Genomic DNA, 21,734 nt, shown 5'->3' on the forward strand with positions numbered 1-21,734 from the left:
ACCGCGGCTCCCAGGGCGGTTTCAACCGGTCGTCGCAACACCTTTGATCACGGAGGTGTGCATGGGCCGGAACATGAAGTTGGAGCAGGTGCCGGAGGGGCGCGGAGGCAGTGGGCGGCGGACCGGGCGCTGCGGGCGCCGATGCGGTCGCCGGGTCGGCCTGAGCCTTCGCGCGCGGTGCAGCGGCAGTTCTGGCGGCTGATCGCGACGGGGGTTACGACGGTCGAGGCGGCGCTTGCCGTTGGCGTGTCGTGGCCGGTTGGGGCGCGGTGGTTTCGTCACGCTGGCGGTATGCCGCCGATCAGCCTGGACGAGCCTTCGGGCCGCTATCTGTCCTTCGCCGAGCGCGAGGAGATCGCGCTGCTGCGGGCGCAGGGCACGGGTGTGCGGGAGATCGGCCGCAGGATCGGGCGCGATGCGGGGACGATCTCGCGTGAGTTGCGGCGCAACGCGGCGACCCGGGCCGGCAGGCAGGAGTATCGGGCCGTGGTGGCGCAGTGGAAGGCGCAGCAGGCGGCCAAGCGCCCGAAGACCGCCAAGCTGGTGTCCAATCCGCGGCTGCGCGAGTACGTGCAGGACCGACTGTCCGGGGCGGTGCGCCGGGCCGGTGGCGAGCTCGTGGCCGGGCCGACGGCTCGGGCCTGGAAGGGACGTAACAAGCCCCGCCGGGAAGACCGTCGTTGGGCCACAGCCTGGAGCCCGGAACAGATCAGCAACCGGTTGAAGCTGGACTTCCCGGATGATGAGTCCATGCGCATCTCGCATGAGGCGATCTACCAATCGCTGTTCATCCAGGGCCGGGGCGCGCTGAAGCGTGAACTGGTCGCGTGTCTGCGCACCGGCCGCGCGTTGCGGGTGCCGCGCGCCCGGGCCCGGCTACGCCGCGACGGTATGGTCACCCCTGAAGCGATGATCAGTCAGCGTCCGGCCGAGGTCGAGGACCGGGCCGTGCCGGGGCACTGGGAAGGTGACCTGATCATCGGGCTGGACAGGTCCGCGATCGGCACCCTCGTGGAACGGACCACCCGCTTCACCATGCTGCTGCACCTGCCCCGCATGGACGGTTGGGGCGTCGAAGCGCGGTCGAAGAACGGCCCGGCCCTGGCCGGGCACGGCGCTGAAGCCGTCCGGGAAGCGATCGCCGCGACGATCACCGCCCTGCCCGAGCAGTTGCGTCGCACGCTCACTTGGGATCGCGGCAAGGAACTCGCCCAGCACGCGAAGCTGACGATCGACACCGGCGTGCAGGTCTACTTCGCCGACCCGCACAGTCCGTGGCAGCGCGGCACGAACGAGAACACCAACGGGCTGCTGCGGCAGTACTTTCCCAAAGGTATGGACCTGGCCCGCTGGAACACCGGCGAACTCGAGGCGGTGGCGGCAACATTGAACAGCCGGCCACGCAAGGCACTCGGGTGGAGGACTCCCGGCGAAGCCCTCAACGACCTGTTATCGTCCACTCAGGACAGTGGTGTTGCAACGACTGGTTGAAACCGGTCAGTACACCTCGACCGAGTTCCGCACCACGCTCAAGTCGCTCCACATGAGAGGGTCGATGGGCCGCGTCGGATCGTGCTACGACAACGCCGTCGCCGAATCGTTCTTCGCGACCCTGAAAGCCGAGATCGGCACCCGGGTCTGGGCCACCCGGGCCGACGCGCGCCGAGCCGTGTTCGCGTACCTTGCCTATTACAACCGCAACCGTCTACATTCGACACTCAGCCACCGAACCCCGTACGAGGCCCGCGTCTGTTACGGTCAGACCACCGCCCTCGCGGCATGAAACCCCGGTGTCCGATCCTGGGGTGGAACTTCACGGTGCGGTGCTTACTCATGTAGTCGCGTTCGTGACGCTGGCTGTTGTGCGCACTCGCGTGAGCGGAAGAGACCGGACGTCTTGCTGGCTACGCAGTCCAGGCTCGGCTGCTGATGCTTGACGACGTCGCTCCGGCCCCTGCCACCTTCGGCCTTGCGGTCGTGCCGCAAGGAGACTGCATCCGGTCGACCCCGGGGTTTATGGTGGCTGCTGAGACCGGTTACGTCGCAGCGGTCGCCGGGTCGGCGGCCATGGCGGACCGGTCTCGCCGCTGACGGCCGGAGGTGCTGGCTGCCCACTTGGCCGGGTCGTAGGGCTGCTGCGATCGGATCACCGCGAACGCAAGCCGGTGGGCGCGGTGCGCCACGGCGATGGCGGCCACCATCGGCTTCTTCCCCGCGTCGACCAGCCGGCGCTTGTAGGCGGCGAAATCGTTGTGGTGCAAGGCGATCCCGGTGCCCAGGGCGATCATCGCCTGCCGTAACTCGACCGAGCCGACCTTGCTGATCTTCACCTTGGCGGTGCGCCGTCCAGCCGACTCGTAGCTGGTGGGGGCCAGACCGGAGTAGCGGTAGGCCGCGCCGGCGTTGGCGAACCGGGCGGGATCGCCCAGGGCTGCGCCGTAGTAGGAGGCGGTGAGTGTCCCGACGCCGGGTATCGAGGTCAGCACCCCGGCGGGTGTGTCGGGCAGCAGCTGCGCCAGGCGCTGGTCGCAGGCGGCCAGGTCGCGTTGCAGGGCGTCGAACACCTCGACCTCCGCGGCGAGCAGTCGCGCTGCGGCGGCGCGTTGCGCGTCGGGCACGCACATCGCCTCGCCCGCCGCGGCGATGACCTGGGCCGCTTTCGGGCGGGTCATCCGCACCTGACGGGATCGGGCGTGGTGCACCAGTTCCTCGGCGCTCATGGCGGTCACCCGCGCCGGGTCGGGCAGCGTGGCCAGCAGCATCCGCAACGTCTTGGCCTCCAGGCCGGTGGTGAAACACCCGGTCAGGCCCGGGAACGCCAGATCGGCCAGGGCGTGGACCTGGCTGCCCAACGCCTGCGCGGCGGCCAACTTGCGCCGGCGGTGGGCCACCCATACGACCTGCTCAGCCATCGCGCCGTCCTGGCGGTGCAGCGGCCAGCCCTGCCCCCGCACCAGCAGCTCGACCATAGCCGTGCAGTCCCGCACGTCGGTCTTGACCCGCGCAGCTCCGAGCTGAGCCCTGGCCATCTTGACCTGGTACGGGTTCAACTCGACCACGTCGAACCCGTTGCTGCGTAACGTGGTGGCGAGAGCTTGGTGGTAGTGCCCGGCGGCTTCGATGCCCACCCGCACGCTTTCGGCACCCACCCGCTGCCGCGTAGCGGCGATAGTCGTCACGAGCTTCCCAGCGCCGGAGACGGTGAGGTCGAACTCGAACGGCGCAACGATGATCTGTCCATAGTGGTCAGCGACCAGAGCCACCGCGGTGCGCTTACCGACGTCGACCGGGACCACCAGACAGCGCTGCGGCGCCAGATCACGGATGCGATCCACATAGCCAGCCTGAGCGACACCACCGGCGAAGCTCGCCATATCAACCTCCTTCAGGGGAAAGATCAGCCCACTCTCCCAAAGGAGCGGTCCCGGACCTGGGACCTACTATGAGAACTTGGCGCCCTCACCGCCGTCGCCGGCCCACAACCCCAGGATGTCCCGGGTGCCCTCGACCGTCACGGCCAGGGCGACGTAGATCGGCCGGTTCGCGACCTTCCCGTCCCGGATCTTCACGTGGATCGCGTCGAGGAAGATCGCCGGGTAGACCGGGTCCAGGGGCCGGTTCTGCCACTCCGTCATCCCCTCCACGACCTTGTCGGTGATCGTGGAGATCGTCTGCCGGGACACATCCGCGCCGTACACCTCGGCCAGATGCGCCGACACCTCCCCGGTGGTGAGCCCTTTCGCGGTCAACGAGAGGACCAGATCGTCCACACCGGACAGCCGGCGCTGCCGCTTGCGCACGATCTGCGGCGTGAACGACCCGTCCCGGTCCCGCGGCACGTCGAGCTCGACCGGTCCGGCCTCGGTCAGCACGGTCTTGACCCGCCGACCGTTGCGGGCGTTACCAGAGGACGTGCGGCCCGCACGCACGTGCTTCCCCGAGCCGAGATGCGAGTCCATCTCGCCCTCCAACGCGGCTTCCAGAACCCGCTTCGTCAGCTGCTGCAACAGACCACCCTCACCGACCAGGCTCACCCCTGCGCCCGGGCCTGCCCCGCCAACCGTGCGATCAGGTCATCGTCGACCAACCCGGCCAACCCCACGTCATCGGCCAGCGGCTGCACATTCGCGTCTGCGGTCATCGTCATCTCGGTGTCCTCTTTGTCTGAGTTACACCGTTAAATTTACAGTCCCCGTTTCTGCGCCAGAGCCGTTCGTTCTACAGACCCGTGATCCGTGAACTTGTCCGTTGACGTGTACGTCTTGCGGGTGTGTCACGCCCCTGGCGCTCTGCTGGGGGTTGGGAGGCACGACGGAGGAGGACGCGCGAGTGGGTATCAAGACCACCACTATCAAGAAGGCGGCGGCCGGTGTTGCTGCCGCGGCGGTGGTGACCGGCGTGACGCTGATCGCCACGACAGGGTCGGCTGCCGCGGCGCCGATGGGCAAGGGGCGGGTCATGCTCTGTTCGCAGGGCAGCTACAGCTCCATGTTGTCGTTTCTCTGGCCCGACCCGCCGGGGCCGGCCACGGGCGGGCGGGCCTACACGACCCTGGTCGCGCCGGGGACGTGCGGTGCGTGGAACATCCCGAAGGGATCTGAAACCGTCGAGGTGATGGGCCAGTGGCACACCTCGGTCAACCAGTTCACGCTCGGCGCTCTGCTCGTCAACTCGGACACCAATCCGGGCGTGAAGGTGTACACGTTTGGCGCGACGGGCAACGCCGCCGCGACCGCCGGCTTCAGGTGGACGCGGACCTGACCGCTCCCGCATGAAGCTCGCCCGGCGCGGCGGCGGCCCTCCTCCCCAGGCGGTCGCCGCGCCGGACGGGTGAGCCTCTGCGTTCGACCTCCTGAGCCTTCCGCACATCTGCACAGAGTCCAGGCGCGGGCGCTTCTGGCTGAAACGCGTCCCCGACGGCGCGCTTCGCTGCGGTACCGCATGGGTTCCGGGGCGGCAACGTCCCCTTGGGTGGGCTGGTGCCGGGTTGATGGTGTGCGGGCCGTGACGAGGCTCGGCAGGCGGTGCGGGGACTGGGCCGCCGCACTTCCCCAGCCTGGCAGCACCCATGCCCTGCAACGGATCGACCCCCTCCCCACCATCATGACGCCACCGTCCGTCCCTACCGCAATCGCGGAGGCACTCGACAAGTATCCCGAGGCGGATGCCACGTCCGTGCTGCGGTTGTGGGCGGTTATGCTCGCCGGGCCGGAGCAGGCCAGCGCCGGCGACATTGCCTCCGGTGCCCTGGGCGCGCTCAGTATCAAATCGACGGCCGCCGCTGCCCGTTGCCTGCGGGCGTTGCGGGCCCAGGGGATGGCCGAGGAAGCCGCCCGTGCTGGGCACCGTATCTTCTACCGGGCGGTGTTGCCGCAGGACGATGTTGGACCGACGAGGCTCGGCTGGCGGTGCGGAACTGGGCCGCCGCGCTTTTCCGAGCCCGGCCGCATGTATGCCCTGGAGCGGATCGACGCGCCCGGCGAGGCGATCACTCCTGCAAATCCCGAAGCTTTCAACAGTTCGGTGCACCTTGCCAAACCGTCGCCCCCGCCACCTTCGTCCCTGCCGTCGATGGGCCGTTGCCCCCACCGACCCCACCCGAACGCTGTCGTCAACCGCATCGCCGGCCTGGTCGCCGCCGAGCGGGGTCTCACGCTGCCCACAGCCTGTCCCAGGTCATGCCGTTGCCGGACCGGCCATCGCCGGCACTGGCCGAGTTCCTGTCAGCCACCGACTTGACCTACGCACAGCAGATATACACCGAGCACCATGAGGTGCTGCACCGCGACGACGCGACGCGGTGCAGCACCGCGACATCGCCGCCCGCTCACCCGACGACCAACGCCCGGAAATTTCCAGACGCCGCTGGACCTCGCCCAGGCCGGGCACACCAACCTGGCCTCTCCTACCTGCAAACGCCACAACCAACCGAGCGGCAACTGCTGCTGCGCACCATCCGGCACGACGACGCACCGTCCGACCACCACGCCAAATGCTGACCCCGATACGGCGCCATCGAGATGCCCCAAGCTCAACCTGCGCGATCGGATACCGCAGGCGGGCGCCGGCCCGGCCCAGGTCCAGCCCTTCCGCTGCTGATCACGATCGGCTTCCGGCCTGGATCTGACATCCAGCTCGCCAACTGACCAACCGCAAACTCTGCCGTGCCTCCACCGCAGCGTCGCCGACCCCGGCAGCCGACGTGTGGCTGCCGGGGTCGCGGCCTGCGACGTCCGCCCCGAACCGTTCATCTGCATCAAGACGGCGAACGGGATCCTCGAGACGGGTCGCCGCCTGCTGTCAACGAGTGCACGACTCGGCGACCGGTGTTCCACGACCGCGTTCAACCCTGGTCGCCAGGCGGCGGTGTGCTCGGACGCGGTCCTCTGTCGCCTGCCGACGGCTCCCGGCTGAGCAGGCTGCGGTCGAGCAGGTCGGGCTCGTCCGGGTCCCACGCGGACCGGTTGTCGTCGGCGGGTGAGGGTTCCGGCGCTTCGACGGGCTCCGCCGGGCTTTCGGTACGAGCCCAGCGCCGGACGCGGACCATGAACAGGGCGACGGCACCCAGGGCTACCACCGCGATCACGGCGAGCGCCAGCCAGGCAGTGCCGGTCGAACCACCGTCCTTGCCACCGGGGGAGTTGCCGTCATCGGCCGCTGTTTCGGTCACGGCCGCGGCCGCGTCGATCATGCCCCAGCCGAACTGTGCGTCGGGTGCGCCGCTGCCCATCCGGTTGGCGGTGTGCGTCAGCCGGTCCTTGACCTGGACCGCGGTCAGCTTCGGCTCGGCCGAGCGGACCAGGGCGGCGGCGCCGGCGACCAGGGCGACCGCGTACTGATCGCCGGCGACACCGATCTCTCCGGTGCCGGCGATACCGAGGCTGCGCAGGTCGACCCCCGGGGCGACGACATCGACGAGCCCTTCGGGATAGCGACTGGCGAGTGCACCGGCCGGGTTGACGGCACCGACGAGCAACAGTGCGCCGGTCGATCCGTCGCCGGGCGCCGCCGGCGGAGAGCCCTTGGCGGGTGCGGCGGCGACGACGAGGACGTCATGGCGCAGTGCGAGCGCGATCGCCTCGGCGATGGCCGGGTCAGCGACGTCAAACCCGGCGCCGAGCGCGACGACATCGGCGCCCGCGGCGACTGCGACCTCGAGAGCGGACGCCTTCGCGGCACCGGTCATCGCCGCGCCCGTGTCGTTGACCCGGATCGGCAGGATCTGTGCGGCGGGCGCGACGCCGAGCGGCTGTTCACCTCCTGCGGCGATAAGGCCGGCCATGGCGGTGCCGCTGCCAAGGCAGTCCTGGTCGCCGCGCCCCTTTCCGGTGACGAGATCGGCACCGGAAAGGACCCGATCGCCGAACTGCGGCAGGCTGCCGTCGACACCGGAGTCGACGACGGCGACGGTGACCCCGGTGCCGCGAGCCTTGTCCCAGACGCGACCGGCGTCGACGCGCTCGCGCGCCCAGTCGGTCTTGGGAACGGCGGCGCCGAGGACGCAGCCGTTCGGCCCCGTCGGGTTCGCGGCCGGTGCCGTAGTTTTCGGTGGTACCACCGATGCGCTCGTCGGTGCGGCGGTCGACGGTGCGCTCGTCGGCGGCGGGGTGCTGCCCGTGGGTCTCGTGGGGTCCGCCGCGGGGGCCGTTGGGGCCGCGGTGCCGGGTAGCTGGCCGTAGCGGACGCCGGCGCCGACCGCGTCCCAGGGCAGGACCAGGACCCAGCCGACGCGCAGCTGCCCCGGGTCGGTGAGGACCCCTCCGTCGGGCTGGGTGCGGCCCGCATTGAGGCGGTACAGGTCAGCGGCTCGCTTTTGGTCGCCGAGGAGTCGGTCGGCCAGCCCGGTGAGCGTCTCACTGGGGCTGGCGACGGTGTAGTACAGCACGAACGGCGCCTCGGCAGGCGCTGCCGCGACACGACCCGGCGCCGCCAGCAGCAGCGCCGCCAACAGCGCGGTGAGCAACACGGGCACACCTCGGCGGGTGGTGACCACAGCTTTCCTCCTCCGCGGGCTTGCATGGGACCCCCGGTAGACGGACGTGGCGGCCGCGAGGTTCACGCCCCATGCCGGCGGGCATCGCCGCGACGAACGTTCGACGTTCACGGTGACGAGGAGCGCCTCGACCCATGGGAACGGTGCGCCACCAAACTGACCGACGCCTGCTTCGTGGCAGCGTCCCGGTGTGCGGTAGCAGATCACAGGGCGAGGCCGCCAGCGTCCAGACTGGCGGCCTGCCGCACCGCATCGCATACCGCTGCCTTAAGTAGCGCACAACGAACAGCTGGGTGTCATGTCCCCTGTGCCGCCCCGGCCGCTGTCCCAAAACGGGCGACACGGGGCCCGGGAGAGCCGATGGGGCTGCGCGGAGGCGCGCTGATCCTTACGTGCCACCGACGTTCTGTCATCCATCTCACGACTGGTCGGCGTGCCCGGCACCGCCAGGCACGCCGGCAGCAATCTATCTGTCCGGGGTGGAATGGTTAGCCCCGGTCTTTCGTTACCGCTGATCGTGGTGGCTGAGACGGTTTGTTGATCTTGGTTTGGGTCGGTGGGGTGTGCTGGCGTGCCGAGGTCCCGGCGCGTTGGCCGGTTTCCTCCGTGCGGTGTCGACGCGGTGGGGTGCGGGTGTCAGCCGGTGGGGCGTGGTAGCCCGTTGAGTCGGGTGAACGCGGTGACGAGATCTGTTGCCCAGGGCCAGGTTTCGGCGATTCGTAACCGGGTGCTGCGGGCTGTGCGGGTGATCCGTGCGGCGACGTGCAGGAGCCGGTAGCGCAGCTTCTTCGGTTCGGCGGTGGCGAGGGCCCCGTTGAGGAGGAGCATCTGGGTCCAGGCGAGCAGGTCGATCCCGGTCAGGGCGAGTTGCAGCCAGGCCTGGTTGATGGCGAAGACACGGGAGGGGAACCGGCCGAAGCCGGTGTCCTTGCCGCATCTGATGCGGTCTTCGACGCGGGCGTGGCCGCGGTGGCGGGCCTCGAGGTGCTGCACGGATCTGTTGCCGGGTGGGGTGTCGGTGGCGAATACCTGGTGGCGGAGGCCTTCGACGGTGTCGAACAGGGACAGTTGCGCGCCGGGGTGTGGTTCTTCGCGGCGGACGATGAACCGGGTGCCGGGTGGGTAGCTGTCGTCGGGGACGAGGCCGGTCAGTTCGCAGATGTCGGCGCCGTCGCGGGGTTCGCCGTCGCTGTCGAGGGCCGGGACCCATTGCAGGTGCTGTTTGGCGGTGAGGATGGCTTGGCGGATCGGTTCGGTGATCGCGACGCCGACGGAGAAGCGGGCGTCGACGCCGGTGGCGCGGAGGTCGCGGATGTGGGCGAGGAGCCCTTGGGTGCAGCCGGCGGAGTCCGACCGGATCAGGATCGGGGTGCCGTGCCGCATGTGGTCGGGGATCTGGGTGAGGGCGTCGTCCAGGACGGTGATGTGATCGGCGGTCGTGTTCGACCCGGCGCGGCCCTCACGTAACAGTCCGGACAGCGCTTCGCGGGTGTTGTCCAGGAAGCAGAACAGCGGGTGGTACCCGAAATTCTTCTTCCAGGTCGGGGTCGCGGCTTCTTTCTCGGAGTGGCAGATCACGATGGAGGCGTCCAGGTCGAGGACCAGACCTGGGACGGGTAGGCCGGCGGCGGTGGTCTGTGGCAGGCCGCCGTGTGTGTCGATCCGTTGCGCCCACGCGATCTCGCGTGCCTGGGCTCGCGCGGTGCCGAGCCGGCGCAGCACCGCACTGTCCATGCTGGACAGCAGGCGCCACGCGGTCGGATCGGACGCGACCGGCCCGAACAATGCCGCCTGGTCGCGGAGAACAGCCAGGTCCGAGATCGTTTCACCGCCGTCGGCGAGCATCACCGCCAGGTCGACCGCGATCCGGCCGGGGTCGTGGCCGCCTCGACGCTGCCGCAACCCGGCGAGCGCATCACTGCACGCGACGGTCAGACCGGTCACATCGGCGACGTCGGTGAGTAGGCGCGCACCGGCATGACCGACGACGCCACGACCGTCGGCGGACACCACAACCCTCGGACGCGTTCCGGTACGCTTCACCATGCAGGTGCCCTCCGGACGGATGGATAAGGACCCTCGACAAGTCCTATCTTCCCAGCCCAGGTGTGCCACGAACGTCGATGGAGGTCCTATGTGGACGGTTCCTCTGGAGGCGGTGCTGCGTGGAAGATGAGGGTATTGGCCCCTCGGAGTCGCTCTGTGGGGGGAGGCTTCAAGCCGCCACCTGCTGCGTTGGCTGAAGACCGTCGTGGTGAGCGAGGTGGAAAAGGCGCCGGTTGAGGCGTCAGGCGGGGATCGGGAAGGCGTTGCGTCACAGCCTGCGAAGTGTCGAAAGGGATCTTGGTCGACATCGAAACCGGGGTATCTGAACTGCTTCGGGATGAGTCTGGCGGTCACCCACTTACTGGCCAGGCGGTGTCCGGCATGTAGGCGGCGCGAGCTCGATCTGCGGCTTTCGCGTGGAACGTGGGAAGGCGGAGCCGATACGGCCGTCCGGGGTCGGAACCTGTCAAGTCAACTGAGACAGTTTCTTGATTTTGTTTAGCTTTGTGCTGGTGGAAGGTTGGTCGCCGCCGTGGCGGCGACCTGTTCGAGGGCGTTGTCGTCTGGTTTGTTGATCCATGCCCGTTCCGGGAGGCGGGGCGGCTGTGGACGGCGGCGGCCGAACCGTTCGGGATGCGCGGCCCAGGCGGCGTCGAGGGTGCGTTGCCGCTGTTCACGGATCTGCCCGGCGGTGCCGTGATGGACCGACGCCGGGGTGTGCAGGCCGATCCCGGAGTGTCGGTGTTCGTGGTTGTAGTAGGTGTAGAAGGCTTCGCAGTGCTGCCGGGCGTGCTGGATCGACCCGAACCGGTCCGGGAACGTCGGGTCGTACTTGAGTGTCTTGAAGCTGGCCTCGATGTACGGGTTGTCGTTGGTGTCGGCGCTCACGGAATTCCGGTTCTGGCTCACGAAAAGTGGACCGGTAGCGGACGGTGATGTCAGTTGGGTTGAAGGATTCGGAGGCGGAGGAGGTCGAAGTTGGCTCGGCCGTACATTTGCCTTTTGAGCATTTTGACCCTATTAACTTGACCTTCGACAGCGCCGGAACTCCAGGGCAGAGTGAGGCTGGCAGTGACGGCGGCCTGGTCGCGTCGGACACCTTTGACGAACGAGTGCAGCCCGGGGAGGTCGTCGGCCAGGACCTTGGCCATCCATTGTGGAAGGTCAGCGCCGGTGAGGTTCCGCATCATCGCAGCGAAGTCCCGGACATGGTCGGCCAGTGTCTGCAGTGCCGGGCACCGTTGGTAGATCGCGGTGAGGCAGGCCTGGTCCTCGGCGCGGAGGTTAGCCGGGTCGGACATGATCCAGGTGGCGACCCGGCGCGGCTTCGGTGGGGTCGGCGGGGCGGGCGTGGCTCGACGTTTCGGCCGGGTGCCGCCGGTGGATGTGGTGCCACGGAACGGTTGCAGGTATCGGCGTACGGTTTGAATGCTGCCGCGGAAGCCCTGTGCGCGGATCTCGTCGAGCAGCGTCGTAGCATCGGTGCAGCCGTCGTCCCAGCGTTGGCGCAGATACGGGGCGTAGGTGTCGATGAGCGTTTCGCGGCGGGTGTTGGCGAGCAATTCGTCCACGTCGGACGCATCGGCGAAGCGGCGCACCGTTTGCGGGTCCAGGCCGAGACGCCGGCCGATCTCGGCGCGGGTACACCCTTCGGCGAGCAACGCCTGCACTGCGGCGTGCCGCTCCCGGGTCCTCGTCACAAGCCGGATCTCCTTATCCGGCAACGGTTGTTGCGGTTGGGCCGGGTCTGGTGCGGGCGGAGCCTGTGGTTCGGTCGGGGGCATGGCCGGGGTGGGCCGGTCGGTAGGCGGTGGTGCGGGTTCGGGGAGGCTGGCCCGGTGGGCCACCACCACGGTTTCGACGGCCTCACCGAGGTTGTGCCACACATGCCACCGATCGGCCACCTGGATCGCGTCCGGAGCGCCGGTGCGGGCACCGTCGGCATATGCACCGGCCCGATCCCGACAGATGATGTCCGCGCCTGGGTGCGCCACCAGCCATGCGGCGAGGGTGCCGGCCTCCCGGTCGGGCAGGACATCGATCGGCTGGCGGGTGTCCATGTCGAGCAAGATCGTCGCATAGGTCTGGCCTTTGCGGAGGGCAAAATCATCGACGCCGAGTGCTCGTGGCGCGGTGCGGACCTCGGCGGCGGGGGCCGCGCGGAGCAGCCGGAGCAGGGTGTGCCGGCTGACCTTGATCGAGAGGTTCGCGGCGAGCCGGGCCCCGGCCCGGCCGGCCAACGCGGCGCCGATGCCGTGCAGCATGCCCCGCACCGCCACGCTGCGCCGGCTCCGCGGCATCGTCAGGTCGGGTACCTGCTCGGCGAAGGTCCGTTTCGTGCAGTCGATGTTCCGGCAGGTGAAGCGGCGCACCTGCAGCACGATCCACACCGGTCGGCCGCTGATCGGGGCGTCGCGGAAGCGGCGGTGGTACCGCACATGCACCGACCTCGACTCGGTCTCGCAGACGGGACAGGCAGCCGTGTCGCCGCGGACCCGGGCGTGAAGCCAGACCGCGTCGGGGCGGGTCTCGGCCCGTTCCACGACGACCCGGTCGAGATGCGGCAGCCGCAGCCCGACTACTGGTTGATCAAGCACCGCGCCATGATCACCGACGATCGCCCGCCGGCAAAGCCGCGCAGCTCAACGGCCATGCCACCCGTGTGCCGATTTCGCCTACCGACGGTGTCGAAGCTGGTCCGAAGACATCAACGTGATCGTCCGCCACCCGTCCACTTTTCGTGAGCCAGAACCCGGAATTCCCCAGCTGTAGCGGTCTGCCGCTCACGGAATTCGGCTCTGGCACTCATTCGGTGATCGGCGGATGGGGATGTCAGTGCTGGGCGAGGATACGTTTGCGGAGCAGGTCGAGGTTGGCGCGGCCGTACATGGCGCGTTTGATGGCCTTGGCTCTGGTGACGGCGCCTTCGACTGCTCCTGAGCTGTGGGGCAGGGTGAGGCCGTTGGTGATGGCGTCCTGGTCGCGGCGCATGCCGATGGCGAGGGATCGCAGTGCGGGAAGGTCGTCGCCCTCGATCGTGGTGAGCCAGCGTTCGAGGTTGCCGCCTTGCCGTCCGGTCATCATGACGGCGAAGGCGCGCACGTATTCGGCGGTGCGGTCGAGTTCGGGGCAGCGGTCCCGGATCTGGCGAAGATAGGCGCGGTCGGCATCCGTGAGCCGGTCAGGTCTGGTCATGATCCATCGGGTCGCGTGGCGCGGCTTGATCGGGCGTGGCCCGGGTTGCGGGATGTGGTGGTGGCCGCGGAACTGGTGCAGGAAGCGTCGGACGGTCAGCTTGCCGCCGCGGTAGCCCTGCTCGAGCAGTTCCCGGAACAGCGCTGCGGCGTCGGTCTGGCCGTGGTTCCAGCGTTCGATCAGGTAGGCCTTGAACGGGTCGAGTTTGGTCACCCGGTGCGTGGCCTTGAACAGCAGCTCGTCGAGGCTTTCGGCGCGGGCGAACCGTCTGACCGTTCCCCGCTCCAGGTTGAGCTCCCGGCAGATCGCGCTGAGGGACTTGCCTTGGGCCAGCAGCGTCTGCACTGCGGCGTAGCGTTCCTGAGTTCGGGTGACCAGGCGCCGTTCGCGGCCGTGGACGTCACGGACGCCGTCAGGCGCAAGTGCGGTCTGCACGGGTGCCGGTTCGGGCTGCTCCTCGGCGGCGGGTTCGGGCGGGTGCAAGCAGGCCCGGTGGGCCAGTACCGTCTTCTCGACGGCCTCGCCGAGGTTGGCCCACAGGTGGTAGCGGTCGGCGACCTGGATCGCGTTCGGGGCGCCGGCTCGGGCGCCGATCGCGTAGTTGCCGCCGCGGTCGCGGCAGATGACACGCACGCCAGGATGCTGGCGCAGCCAGTCGGCGAACGCGTCCGCGCTGCGGTCGGGCAGCACGTCGATCGGCCGGTGCGTCGCCATATCGAGCAGGATGGTCGCGTAGTTCTGACCTTTCTTGATCGCGAAGTCGTCGACGCCAAGCACCTCCGGCGCCTGGACTGGGCGGTCTGGGATGCGGCGGATGATACGCAGCAACGTCATCCGGTTGACCGGGACTTCGAGCGCGTCGGTCATCCGCGCACCCGGCCGGCCGCCCAGCGCCAAAGCGATAGTCTCCAGGACGCCGCCGGCCAACTGGGTCCGACGTGCATACCGTGAAGCCAGGCCGCTCTGCTCGGCGAAGATCTTCCGGTCGCAGCTGGCATCGGTGCAGAAGAACCTGCGCACCATCAGCCGGATCAGCACCCGACGCCCAGCAATCGCCAGATCGGCCAACCGACGCCGATACCGGCTATGCACCCTCACAGACGTCCCGCGGCAGCTCGGGCACGATGCCGCCGACACAACGCACCGCGCCTCCACATGAACGCTCGACTCCGCCAACACAACCCGGTCCACCACAACGCCATGCAGATGCGGGAACAACGCGCCAACAAGCTCCACAAGGGAACGATCAAACCATCAAGATCAGTCGATCACCGGATGAGTGCCAGAGCCGAATTCCGTGAGCGCCGACAGCCAGGCCGCCTCCGCCATCCGGTGTCCCAGAGCACGACGAAGCCGCAGATAGTCCGCAAGATGCCCGCGCAGCCCGTTCATGCCGCGGCCCCGGGCCATGGCTGGGCGACTTGGCGCAGCGCGGCGAAGTCGACCTTCGCATAGAGCGCGGTCGTGGCCAGATCCTGATGCCGCAGCACCTGACCGATCGCGGTCAGCCCGGCGCCCTGGCGCAGCATCTGCGCTGCCAGGGCATGCCGCAGCCGGTGCGGTCCCACCCGGGTGAGCCCGGCCCGGACGCAGGCCCGCTCGACGACGTCGCCGACCAGATCCGCACGGATCGGCGTGAGTGGCGCTCGACCGGTCAGGAACAGGTGCCGGTCACCCAGCTGGGGACGTGCGTCGCAAGGTAGGCGACCACGGCCCCGCCGACCTCGACCGGCAGCGGGAGCCGGTCCTCGCGCCGGCCCTTGCCCCGCACGACAATCTCACCGCAGCGCCAATCGACATCGTCGAGCCGCAGCCTGGCCACCTCGATCGATCGCAGCCCCAACCGCGCCACCAGCATCAGGATCGCGTAGTCGCGGACCCCGACCGCGCTGCCGCGCGGACACCGGTCCAGCAACAGTTGAACGTCGCCCGGCGCCATCGTCGACGGCACCGAGGCCAGCCGCCACCCGCCGACCGGAGGAACCGCCGTCCCCAGCTTCATCGCAATGACGCCACTGAGGTGCAGGAACCGCATCAGCGACCGGAGCTCGGCCACCCTGCCCTTCGCGGAGCCCGACGAAACCCGTCCGCACTCCTGCAGCAGAAACGCGTTCAGGTCCGCTCCGGTCAACTGCTCCGGTGTGAACCGGCCGCCGGTCATCGCGCGCTCGGTCAGAAATCGACGGGCCGTGTTCTCATATCGCAGCATCGTGGACGCCGACAGGCCGCGATCGCGGTGCATCCAGCTGCGATAGCGCCCCAGCAACGGATCCAGCGGCGTTGCCGCGAGCCGCGCCGCTGGTACCACGCCGACGCCGCGCAGGAACGTCAGCAGCGGCAGCCAACCCCGAGCTCCAGCCAGCCTGCGACGACCAGCCTGCCGCCGATCCAGCAGAAACTCCTGCAGCCGGTCCTCGCTCAAATCGGCGACCTCGAGCCGCTCCCGGTCCAGCCACTGCCCGACCTGGCCCAAGTCCTTGAGCATGTTCCTGACCGTCAACGGCGCATAGCCACGCTCCGCCAACCAGTCCCGATAACCGTCGACCTGCGCCGCCAGAGCGCCGGCCTTCCGGCGTGGACTCGCCATCCTCATCACCCCTCTCACGGGAAGCGCGTGCTTCCCCTGATCAGGGCCGTGCCCCGGCTCCAGAACTATGCCGACATCACCACGCCGATTTGTAACTGTTCAGCTGGTTCCTGGTAGCCAGGTCCGTCCATTGTGGAGGCGGGTGAGTGCGTCGAGGGCGTTGATGCCCTGTTTGCGGGCGGTGGACAGGTAGCTGCGGATGGCGCAGAACGTTTCGGCGCCGGTCCAGGTGCGTAGCCCGCCGCTGATCTTCTGCCGGAGTTTGACCATGCGGATGTCGCGTTCGGCCTGGGAGTTGTCGAACGGTACGCGCAGGTCGTGGGCGAAGCGCAGCACGTCGGTGGCGAATCCGCGTAGCCGGGCCAGGAGGTTGACGGCGGGTGGTCGGGCGCGGTGGCCCGGCGGGGTGGGGTTGGCGGCCCTGCCGGCGGCGATGATGGTGTCGTAGCGTTGTCGGTAGACGTGCAGCAGGCGTTCGCCGATGGCCTCGGCCCCGTCGGCGCGGGCGGAGCGGGTCATGTCGTTGATCTCGCACAGCAGCCGGATCAGGTTCTCCGCCCAGGTCTGGGACGGGTCGGCGTCGAGGACGCCGGCGAGTTCGCGTAGGTGGTGGGCGTTGCACAAAGCGTGCGCGGTGCCGTAGCGGCGGTAGGGGGTGTAGCCGTCGTGCACCGCGATGCCGGTGAACACGGGCAGGACCCCGGCGGCGGCCATGGCGTCGTGGCCTCGGGACGGGTGCACCGCAAACAGCGACAGCGTCGCGGTTGACGCCGAGTGCACCCACGCGCCGGCGCCGGCCACGCGCAGCCCGGTCTCGTCGAAGTGCGCCACGGGTGCGGCGGCGATCCGGTCCCGGACCGCTGCCAGGAACGGGCCCAGCCGGTCGCTGGTGCGAGCGAGCACGGTGAGCAGGGTGCCCGCGGACATGCCGACACCGAGCAGGTCCGCCAGGGTCTCGCAGGCGCGCTCATAGGGCAGGTGCTGGTAGCCGACCAGATAGGCGCCGATGGCGCGGACCCGCGGCCCGTACTGCGCCGGCGCGCCCACCCCGTCGGGCAGGGCTGCCATCGTGACTGTCCCGCACCCGCAACGGCGGTGCTCCAGCTGGTGCTCGGTCACCTCGAGGCGTACCTCGGGCAGGTCGAACACCTGCCGTGCCTCGACCGACGTCACCGGTGCCCGGCGCAGCGAGCGGCCGCACCCGCCACACGCGACCGGGGTGTGCACGAGCACCCGGTCCGGTTCGGCGACCTGCCGCAGCGTGAACCCGGCCTCACCCGGCTGCTTGCCCGGGGCCTGGCCCGAGGACTGCCGCCGCGACCGCGGCGGCGGCTTCACCGGCCCGTCTGACGACGGCGGCTTCGACGACGTCCGCGAATCCTTGCGCAGCAACGCCTCCAACTCAGCCACCCGCCGCGTCAACACCTCGATCCGCGCGTCCCGCTCAACCAGCGAGGACTCCAACCGGGCCAGCCGCCCCAGCAACTCGGCAACCGGCAGCGAATCGGACACGCCACCCAGGATGGGGGCTCTTCGAAGTTAGGCGGGGTTGAGGTGTCCGCGGTGGCGGCGGGTAGTTGCGGTGCGGGTGCGTAGTCGCTGGTTTTCGGGGTTGCGGAAGCCGTAGGCGTCGCGGGCGACGGTCTTGATGACGCGGTTGGTGCCCTCGGAGCCGGCGTTGGTGATGCCGGTGGTGAGGAATGCCAGGATCTGCGGCCACCAGGTCTCGACGGTGGTGGCGAGCCGGTGCAGTTCGGGCAGGTCGGAGGCGGCGCAGCGGGTGTAGAAGCGGTGCAGCAGGCGGTGGATGTGTTCGCGGTCTGGTTGGTGACGGGCGGTTGCGAGCAGGTCGAGCAGGTCTTCCTTCGCGTTCCACGCGGTGAGGATCGGGGTGCCTATCTTGGTCGGGAGGGCGGCGAGGGTGTCGGCCAGGCGGTCGACGTGCTTGCCGGGCATGCGGGCTGCGGATCGGGTCAGCCGGTTGCGGATGCGCCATTCCGGGTCGCTGCCGCGGCCGCGACGCCCACGCTGGGTCAGGGTGGTCCGGCGGCGGACCTCGGTGACGGCCCGGTTGGCCAGTTGCACGATGTGGAAGTGGTCGACGACCAGCAGCGCGTGCGGCAGGGACTGGCGGATCGCGGCCTTGAACACGGTGCACATGTCGATCGCGACGGCTTGGACCTGTTCGCGCCAGGCTGGTGGGCGGGCGGTGAGCCAGCCGGTGACCGCTGCGGTGGTGCGGCCTTCGACCTGGGCGAGCAGGCCTTGGCCGTTGGACAGATCCACGAAGCCGACGTGCCATCGGTCGGCGGTGACGGTCCAGGAGGCGGCCTGTTCGTCCCAGATCCAGCGGGGCTTGCCGCGGCGGATCTCGTCGATGCCCAGCACCGTGACCGGATCGGGCTCGACCGGCAACACTGCCGCGGCGTGGACGGTGAACGCGGCCGCGGCGACCGGCCAGGAGATGCCATGGTCGCGGGCGGCCTGCACCACAGTGCGTCCGGCGTCGGCGACTGCGGCCCCGGCGGCCTGCCGCAGCCGGGTGGTCAGCCGGGCACGGGCCGGAACCTGGGTGACCTGCTCGGTGAAGGTCCGCCGCCGGCATCCGGCCAGATCGCAGAACCATCGCCGCTTGCGCCACCGCAGTCGGCTGGTCCTGCCGGCGACAGGAAGATCCCTCGGTCGGGTTGTCGTCCACTGCTTGACCCGGACCGCCGGCGTCCCGCAATCGGGACAGCAGCGCGCCTGCTCGTCCGCGGTGACCAGGTGGACCACCGGTCCGCCCGCACCGTCATCCTCGACCCCGACGACGGCCAGGCCCTCCAGGCCCAGCAGTCGGGTCGTATCGTTGACCATGCCCGTGGCTCTTCTGTTGTGATTTCCCTGCCTCAGCAACAGAGATGATCACCGATGAGCCACGGGCACCCCTCACCGGGGCGCCCCCGGACACGGGTGGCACACGCGAATCCCGCTCAACTTCGAAGAGCCAGGATGGGCCAGAACACCCACCAAGATCAAGACCTACCAGCAAGAACCTGCTGAATGGTTACGCCGATTTCACTCGATCGAGGACCACCGATTCGGCATAGTCCCGGTCTCGGCATAGATCGATTTATGCCGTACTCGACATAAATTGATGAACTGGGATACATGGAACTCGACAAACGCGGCGCTGAGCTGCTCTTCCAGGTCCTCACCGAACGGGAGGAGAAGGCGTCCGTCGCGATCGCGTCCAATGAGGCGTTCTCCGGCTGGACCAAGACCTTCACCGACCCGCGGCTCTGCGCCGCGATCGTCGACCGTCTCACCTTCGGCGGCAACATCATCCAGACCGGCACCGATTCCTACCGCCTCGCCCGAACCAAAACCACCCTCACCGGACAGGCCCCACCCCGCGACTGACGAACAGCGCAGCAATCCACCGCGGACCTGCCCGAACCGGAGACCGCAGCATGACCGACAACCCCGGCGACCCCGCCATCCCCGGCCCGGCCGACCGGGTGCGGCTCAACGCCGCTCTCGCCGCGACCGGCGCCGAGACCGGCTTCTGGGACGACCGCGGTCGCCCCGCACCCTGGCCCGACGACATCGACGAATGGCAACCCGAAACCGGCGAGCCCGGCGCCCCGGAAGCCTGACGAACGACTCTTCTGACCAGCATCTGATTCATAACCACGAGCTTGATCCTGCCGACGGTCGCGAGACCATGCCGATCTTGCCGCACGACGAGCACATGGAGCGTTTCGGTCGATCGCTCTCAACCCGACGCATGACAACTGTCGCCCGAGGTGGATAGTCAGCGCCCGGCGCCTAGGGGTGGGGTTCTCAGCCGAAAGCGCGGGTCCCGATGACTGTCCTACCGTCCGCTGCATACACCGGAATGACCCGCGGCGGTCTGCCTTCGTTCTGCCGCGACCACTCGACGGCGTCCGCAGGGTCGGTGAACTCGGGCGAGTCGAGATCGTCTTTCCGCACATACCCTCGTTGACCCTGCCCGAACGACACGAGGATCAGGTCAGGCGCCTGGCCGGGCGACCCGGCCTCGGCGGCCGAACCATACGTCTCACCAGATGCATTCCGGGGATAGCCAGGATCTGGGCCACTTGTCGCCACGGGGACGGCCCGTTCGGTGTTGAACAGCTGGGGGTTCGAGGCGTTGCTCGATTCGTCCATGGCGTCCATGATGCCGGGCGGTCGCCATGCCGGCACAACAGCTGGCCGCCGGCATGGTCAACCTGACCTGCATAGTCGGAACCAGATCGACCTTCCACCGAGCGTCTTGATCAACGGCCGACGAGCCCAAGACGAACCCCTCGAACCAGCTGTCAACCTCATTAACACCCACGGCCCCGGCGTTGTTCCGGCTTGAGGTGTTCTGTCCGTGTTGAGGATCGGACAGGGCGGGAGTTGTGGGACGAGCGCGACTTCTGATGATCTTTTGGGTGTCTAGTCCTGAAGATCATCCGTGGAGTCGCGCTCGTGTCGTCATCTTCCCTGATCGACCCTGTTGTTGGCCACCTTGCTGATCTGGCGTTGTGGGAGGCCGAACTCGCCGCGGACCGGGACGGCGTCGATCCGTTGTCGGTGGCGTCGCCGCTGGTGCAGCGGTTGCGGCAGGTGCCGGACCCGCGCCGGTTACGAGGGCTTCGCCATCCGCTGCTGGTGGTTCTGGTCCTGACCGCGTGCGCGACGCTGGTGGCGGGCAACGACTGCGTGACGGCGATCCGGCAGTGGGCGGCGCGGACCCCGCAGGATGTCCTGCACCGTCTCGGAGCTCGGCGTAACCCGCTGACCGGCCGGTACCTGGTGCCCAGCGAACACACCTTCCGGCGGGTCCTGGCCGGCCTGGACGGTGACGCCCTGGATGCGGCGACCTGCGGCTACGCCGCCGACGTGGTGCGTGGTGACGCCCCGCCTCCGGTGATTGCCGCCACCGCTGACGAACCGGCCGAGCGTGAGCAGCGCCGCGCCGCGGTCCGGGCGGTAACCCACCCGGCGCCGGCAGGGCTGCTGCCCGCGGTCGCGATCGACGGGAAGCTCTTGCACGGCACCCGCACCGAAGCTGGGCAGGTGTTCCTGGTCGCCGCGGTCACCCACGAGCGCGGGGTGATCCTGGGTCAGCGCCAGGTCGGCGACAAGCGAGGCGAGACCACCGTGATCCCCGACCTGCTCGCACCCCTGGACGTGGCCGGCATGCTGCTGACCCTCGACGCGCTGCACACGACGAAGCAGACCGCCCGGCTGATCACCGGACCGCTGAACGCCCACTACCTGCTGATCCTGAAGGGTAACCAGCCCCTCGCGCTGCAGGCCGCGCAAGCGCTGCTATCCGGCACCGACACCGAGTTCGCCGACCGCACCAGCGTCACCGACGATCGGGGACACGGACGTACCGAACGCCGGACCCTACGCGTCGCACCCTGCCACGACACGGTGTTCCCCGGCGCCCGGCAAGTCTTCCGGCTACGCCGCGACACCGGCGGCCTCGACGGCGTACGCACCAGCAAAGAAATCATCCACGGCATCGTCAGCCTCGACGCAGAGCAGGCCACCCCGGCACACCTCAACCACTACGCGAGAGGGCACTGGACTGTCGAGGACCGTCTACATCGGACCCGGGACGTGACCTTCCATGAGGACGACTCCCAGCTCAGAACCGGCACCGCACCACGCGCTGCGGCCACCTTCCGCAACCTGGCCCTGAACACCTTCCGCCTCGCCGGACGCGCCAACATCGCCCACGCCCGCCGCGACCTACACGACCGCACCGACACCTTCGCCGTCTACGGCATCTAACCTTGAGTTTTATCCCTTGAGTGCCTGATTGTTGACTTTTGGTGTGTCCACTGTGGACTTCTTCTTGCCGACTGGGTAGCGGGTTCGCGGAGGCCGGGTGCTACCCACGGGACGGCC

General features: G+C 69.0%; 17 protein-coding genes and 3 pseudogenes. 7 read left to right on the top strand and 13 right to left on the bottom strand.

All coding sequences use genetic code 11. The features are described 5' to 3' along the window. The first annotated feature begins 141 nt into the window (after positions 1-141). Positions 142-1,491 carry an IS30 family transposase gene (locus tag ACQEVZ_RS60450; protein WP_433386412.1) on the top strand — a complete coding sequence of 450 codons (1,350 nt, stop codon included), beginning with the start codon at positions 142-144 and terminating at the stop codon, positions 1,489-1,491. A 64-nt stretch (positions 1,492-1,555) separates the two neighbouring features. Continuing rightward, positions 1,556-1,783 carry an integrase core domain-containing protein gene (locus tag ACQEVZ_RS60455; RefSeq protein ID WP_433376112.1) on the top strand — a complete coding sequence of 76 codons (228 nt, stop codon included), beginning with the start codon at positions 1,556-1,558 and terminating at the stop codon, positions 1,781-1,783. A 253-nt stretch (positions 1,784-2,036) separates the two neighbouring features. Here the strand turns inward: ACQEVZ_RS60455 and ACQEVZ_RS60460 are convergent, their stop codons facing one another. Next, on the bottom strand, positions 2,037-3,374 hold the full coding sequence (locus tag ACQEVZ_RS60460) for an IS110 family transposase (RefSeq protein ID WP_433376510.1): 1,338 nt from the start codon (positions 3,372-3,374) through the stop codon (positions 2,037-2,039). A 72-nt stretch (positions 3,375-3,446) separates the two neighbouring features. Then, positions 3,447-4,141: pseudogene (locus tag ACQEVZ_RS60465) on the bottom strand (IS256 family transposase); the annotation flags it as partial. A gap of 188 nt (positions 4,142-4,329) precedes the next feature. Here ACQEVZ_RS60465 and ACQEVZ_RS60470 point away from each other — a divergent pair. Together ACQEVZ_RS60470 and ACQEVZ_RS60475 are read left to right on the top strand one after the other, a co-directional pair. After that, the gene (locus ACQEVZ_RS60470; RefSeq protein ID WP_433376513.1) at positions 4,330-4,761 is read left to right on the top strand and encodes a hypothetical protein; all 432 of its coding nucleotides are present in this window, start codon (positions 4,330-4,332) and stop codon (positions 4,759-4,761) included. 243 nt (positions 4,762-5,004) lie between these two features. Continuing rightward, positions 5,005-5,739, top strand: a complete 735-nt coding sequence (locus tag ACQEVZ_RS60475) for a hypothetical protein (RefSeq protein WP_433376516.1) — start codon at positions 5,005-5,007, stop codon at positions 5,737-5,739. A gap of 604 nt (positions 5,740-6,343) precedes the next feature. Here ACQEVZ_RS60475 and ACQEVZ_RS60480 read toward each other — a convergent pair. The 10 genes and pseudogenes from ACQEVZ_RS60480 to ACQEVZ_RS60525 form a co-directional block, all read right to left on the bottom strand. After that, the gene (locus tag ACQEVZ_RS60480; RefSeq protein WP_433376519.1) at positions 6,344-7,966 is read right to left on the bottom strand and encodes a S8 family serine peptidase; all 1,623 of its coding nucleotides are present in this window, start codon (positions 7,964-7,966) and stop codon (positions 6,344-6,346) included. A 663-nt stretch (positions 7,967-8,629) separates the two neighbouring features. Continuing rightward, positions 8,630-10,039 carry an IS1380 family transposase gene (locus tag ACQEVZ_RS60485; RefSeq protein ID WP_433376202.1) on the bottom strand — a complete coding sequence of 470 codons (1,410 nt, stop codon included), beginning with the start codon at positions 10,037-10,039 and terminating at the stop codon, positions 8,630-8,632. A 498-nt stretch (positions 10,040-10,537) separates the two neighbouring features. Then, positions 10,538-10,915, bottom strand: a pseudogene (locus ACQEVZ_RS60490) (integrase core domain-containing protein); the annotation flags it as partial. A gap of 62 nt (positions 10,916-10,977) precedes the next feature. Further along, positions 10,978-12,636 carry an ISL3 family transposase gene (locus ACQEVZ_RS60495; RefSeq protein ID WP_433376522.1) on the bottom strand — a complete coding sequence of 553 codons (1,659 nt, stop codon included), beginning with the start codon at positions 12,634-12,636 and terminating at the stop codon, positions 10,978-10,980. A gap of 235 nt (positions 12,637-12,871) precedes the next feature. Further along, a complete protein-coding gene (locus ACQEVZ_RS60500) occupies positions 12,872-14,470 on the bottom strand; it encodes an ISL3 family transposase (RefSeq protein ID WP_433371632.1) in 1,599 nt (532 codons plus the stop codon). Positions 14,471-14,494: 24 nt separating this feature from the next. Beyond that, the gene (locus ACQEVZ_RS60505; protein WP_433376525.1) at positions 14,495-14,626 is read right to left on the bottom strand and encodes a hypothetical protein; all 132 of its coding nucleotides are present in this window, start codon (positions 14,624-14,626) and stop codon (positions 14,495-14,497) included. After that, on the bottom strand, positions 14,623-14,913 hold the full coding sequence (locus ACQEVZ_RS60510; protein WP_433386414.1) for a tyrosine-type recombinase/integrase: 291 nt from the start codon (positions 14,911-14,913) through the stop codon (positions 14,623-14,625). The genes ACQEVZ_RS60505 and ACQEVZ_RS60510 overlap by 4 nt, the downstream gene beginning before the upstream one ends. After that, a complete protein-coding gene (locus ACQEVZ_RS60515; protein WP_433386404.1) occupies positions 14,889-15,821 on the bottom strand; it encodes a tyrosine-type recombinase/integrase in 933 nt (310 codons plus the stop codon). The genes ACQEVZ_RS60510 and ACQEVZ_RS60515 overlap by 25 nt, the downstream gene beginning before the upstream one ends. A gap of 99 nt (positions 15,822-15,920) precedes the next feature. Next, positions 15,921-17,333: an IS66 family transposase gene (tnpC, locus tag ACQEVZ_RS60520; protein WP_433376531.1), complete on the bottom strand. Its 1,413-nt coding sequence runs from the start codon at positions 17,331-17,333 to the stop codon at positions 15,921-15,923. A gap of 27 nt (positions 17,334-17,360) precedes the next feature. Continuing rightward, positions 17,361-18,677 carry an ISL3 family transposase gene (locus ACQEVZ_RS60525; RefSeq protein ID WP_433376534.1) on the bottom strand — a complete coding sequence of 439 codons (1,317 nt, stop codon included), beginning with the start codon at positions 18,675-18,677 and terminating at the stop codon, positions 17,361-17,363. Between the two features lie 276 nt (positions 18,678-18,953). On the opposite strand from ACQEVZ_RS60525, the pseudogene ACQEVZ_RS60530 reads away from it, so the two are divergent. Both ACQEVZ_RS60530 and ACQEVZ_RS60535 read left to right on the top strand, forming a co-directional pair. Continuing rightward, positions 18,954-19,223 (top strand): annotated as a pseudogene (locus ACQEVZ_RS60530) (ATP-binding protein); the annotation flags it as partial. Between the two features lie 50 nt (positions 19,224-19,273). Then, positions 19,274-19,459: a hypothetical protein gene (locus tag ACQEVZ_RS60535; protein ID WP_433376537.1), complete on the top strand. Its 186-nt coding sequence runs from the start codon at positions 19,274-19,276 to the stop codon at positions 19,457-19,459. A gap of 187 nt (positions 19,460-19,646) precedes the next feature. Here the strand turns inward: ACQEVZ_RS60535 and ACQEVZ_RS60540 are convergent, their stop codons facing one another. Continuing rightward, positions 19,647-19,994 (bottom strand): hypothetical protein, encoded by a 348-nt coding sequence (locus ACQEVZ_RS60540; RefSeq protein ID WP_433376539.1) that lies wholly within the window; start codon positions 19,992-19,994, stop codon positions 19,647-19,649. A gap of 306 nt (positions 19,995-20,300) precedes the next feature. Between ACQEVZ_RS60540 and ACQEVZ_RS60545 the strand changes: the two genes are divergently transcribed. Continuing rightward, the gene (locus ACQEVZ_RS60545; protein ID WP_433376542.1) at positions 20,301-21,617 is read left to right on the top strand and encodes an ISAs1 family transposase; all 1,317 of its coding nucleotides are present in this window, start codon (positions 20,301-20,303) and stop codon (positions 21,615-21,617) included. Positions 21,618-21,734: the final 117 nt, after the last annotated feature.

Origin of the sequence: Dactylosporangium sp. CA-152071, from assembly GCF_050936335.1 — a bacterium.
GTDB classification, from domain to species: Bacteria; Actinomycetota; Actinomycetes; order Mycobacteriales; family Micromonosporaceae; genus Dactylosporangium; species Dactylosporangium maewongense.

Coding starts and splice junctions, on each gene's coding strand:
- ACQEVZ_RS60505 (WP_433376525.1), bottom strand. CDS start 14,626: ATGAACGGGCTGCGCGGGCATCTTGCGGACTATCTGCGGCTTCGTCGT.
- ACQEVZ_RS60485 (WP_433376202.1), bottom strand. CDS start 10,039: ATGGTGAAGCGTACCGGAACGCGTCCGAGGGTTGTGGTGTCCGCCGAC.
- ACQEVZ_RS60515 (WP_433386404.1), bottom strand. CDS start 15,821: ATGGCGAGTCCACGCCGGAAGGCCGGCGCTCTGGCGGCGCAGGTCGAC.
- ACQEVZ_RS60450 (WP_433386412.1), top strand. CDS start 142: ATGCGGTCGCCGGGTCGGCCTGAGCCTTCGCGCGCGGTGCAGCGGCAG.
- ACQEVZ_RS60455 (WP_433376112.1), top strand. CDS start 1,556: ATGGGCCGCGTCGGATCGTGCTACGACAACGCCGTCGCCGAATCGTTC.
- ACQEVZ_RS60540 (WP_433376539.1), bottom strand. CDS start 19,994: ATGGACGAATCGAGCAACGCCTCGAACCCCCAGCTGTTCAACACCGAA.
- ACQEVZ_RS60525 (WP_433376534.1), bottom strand. CDS start 18,677: ATGGTCAACGATACGACCCGACTGCTGGGCCTGGAGGGCCTGGCCGTC.
- ACQEVZ_RS60460 (WP_433376510.1), bottom strand. CDS start 3,374: ATGGCGAGCTTCGCCGGTGGTGTCGCTCAGGCTGGCTATGTGGATCGC.
- ACQEVZ_RS60535 (WP_433376537.1), top strand. CDS start 19,274: ATGACCGACAACCCCGGCGACCCCGCCATCCCCGGCCCGGCCGACCGG.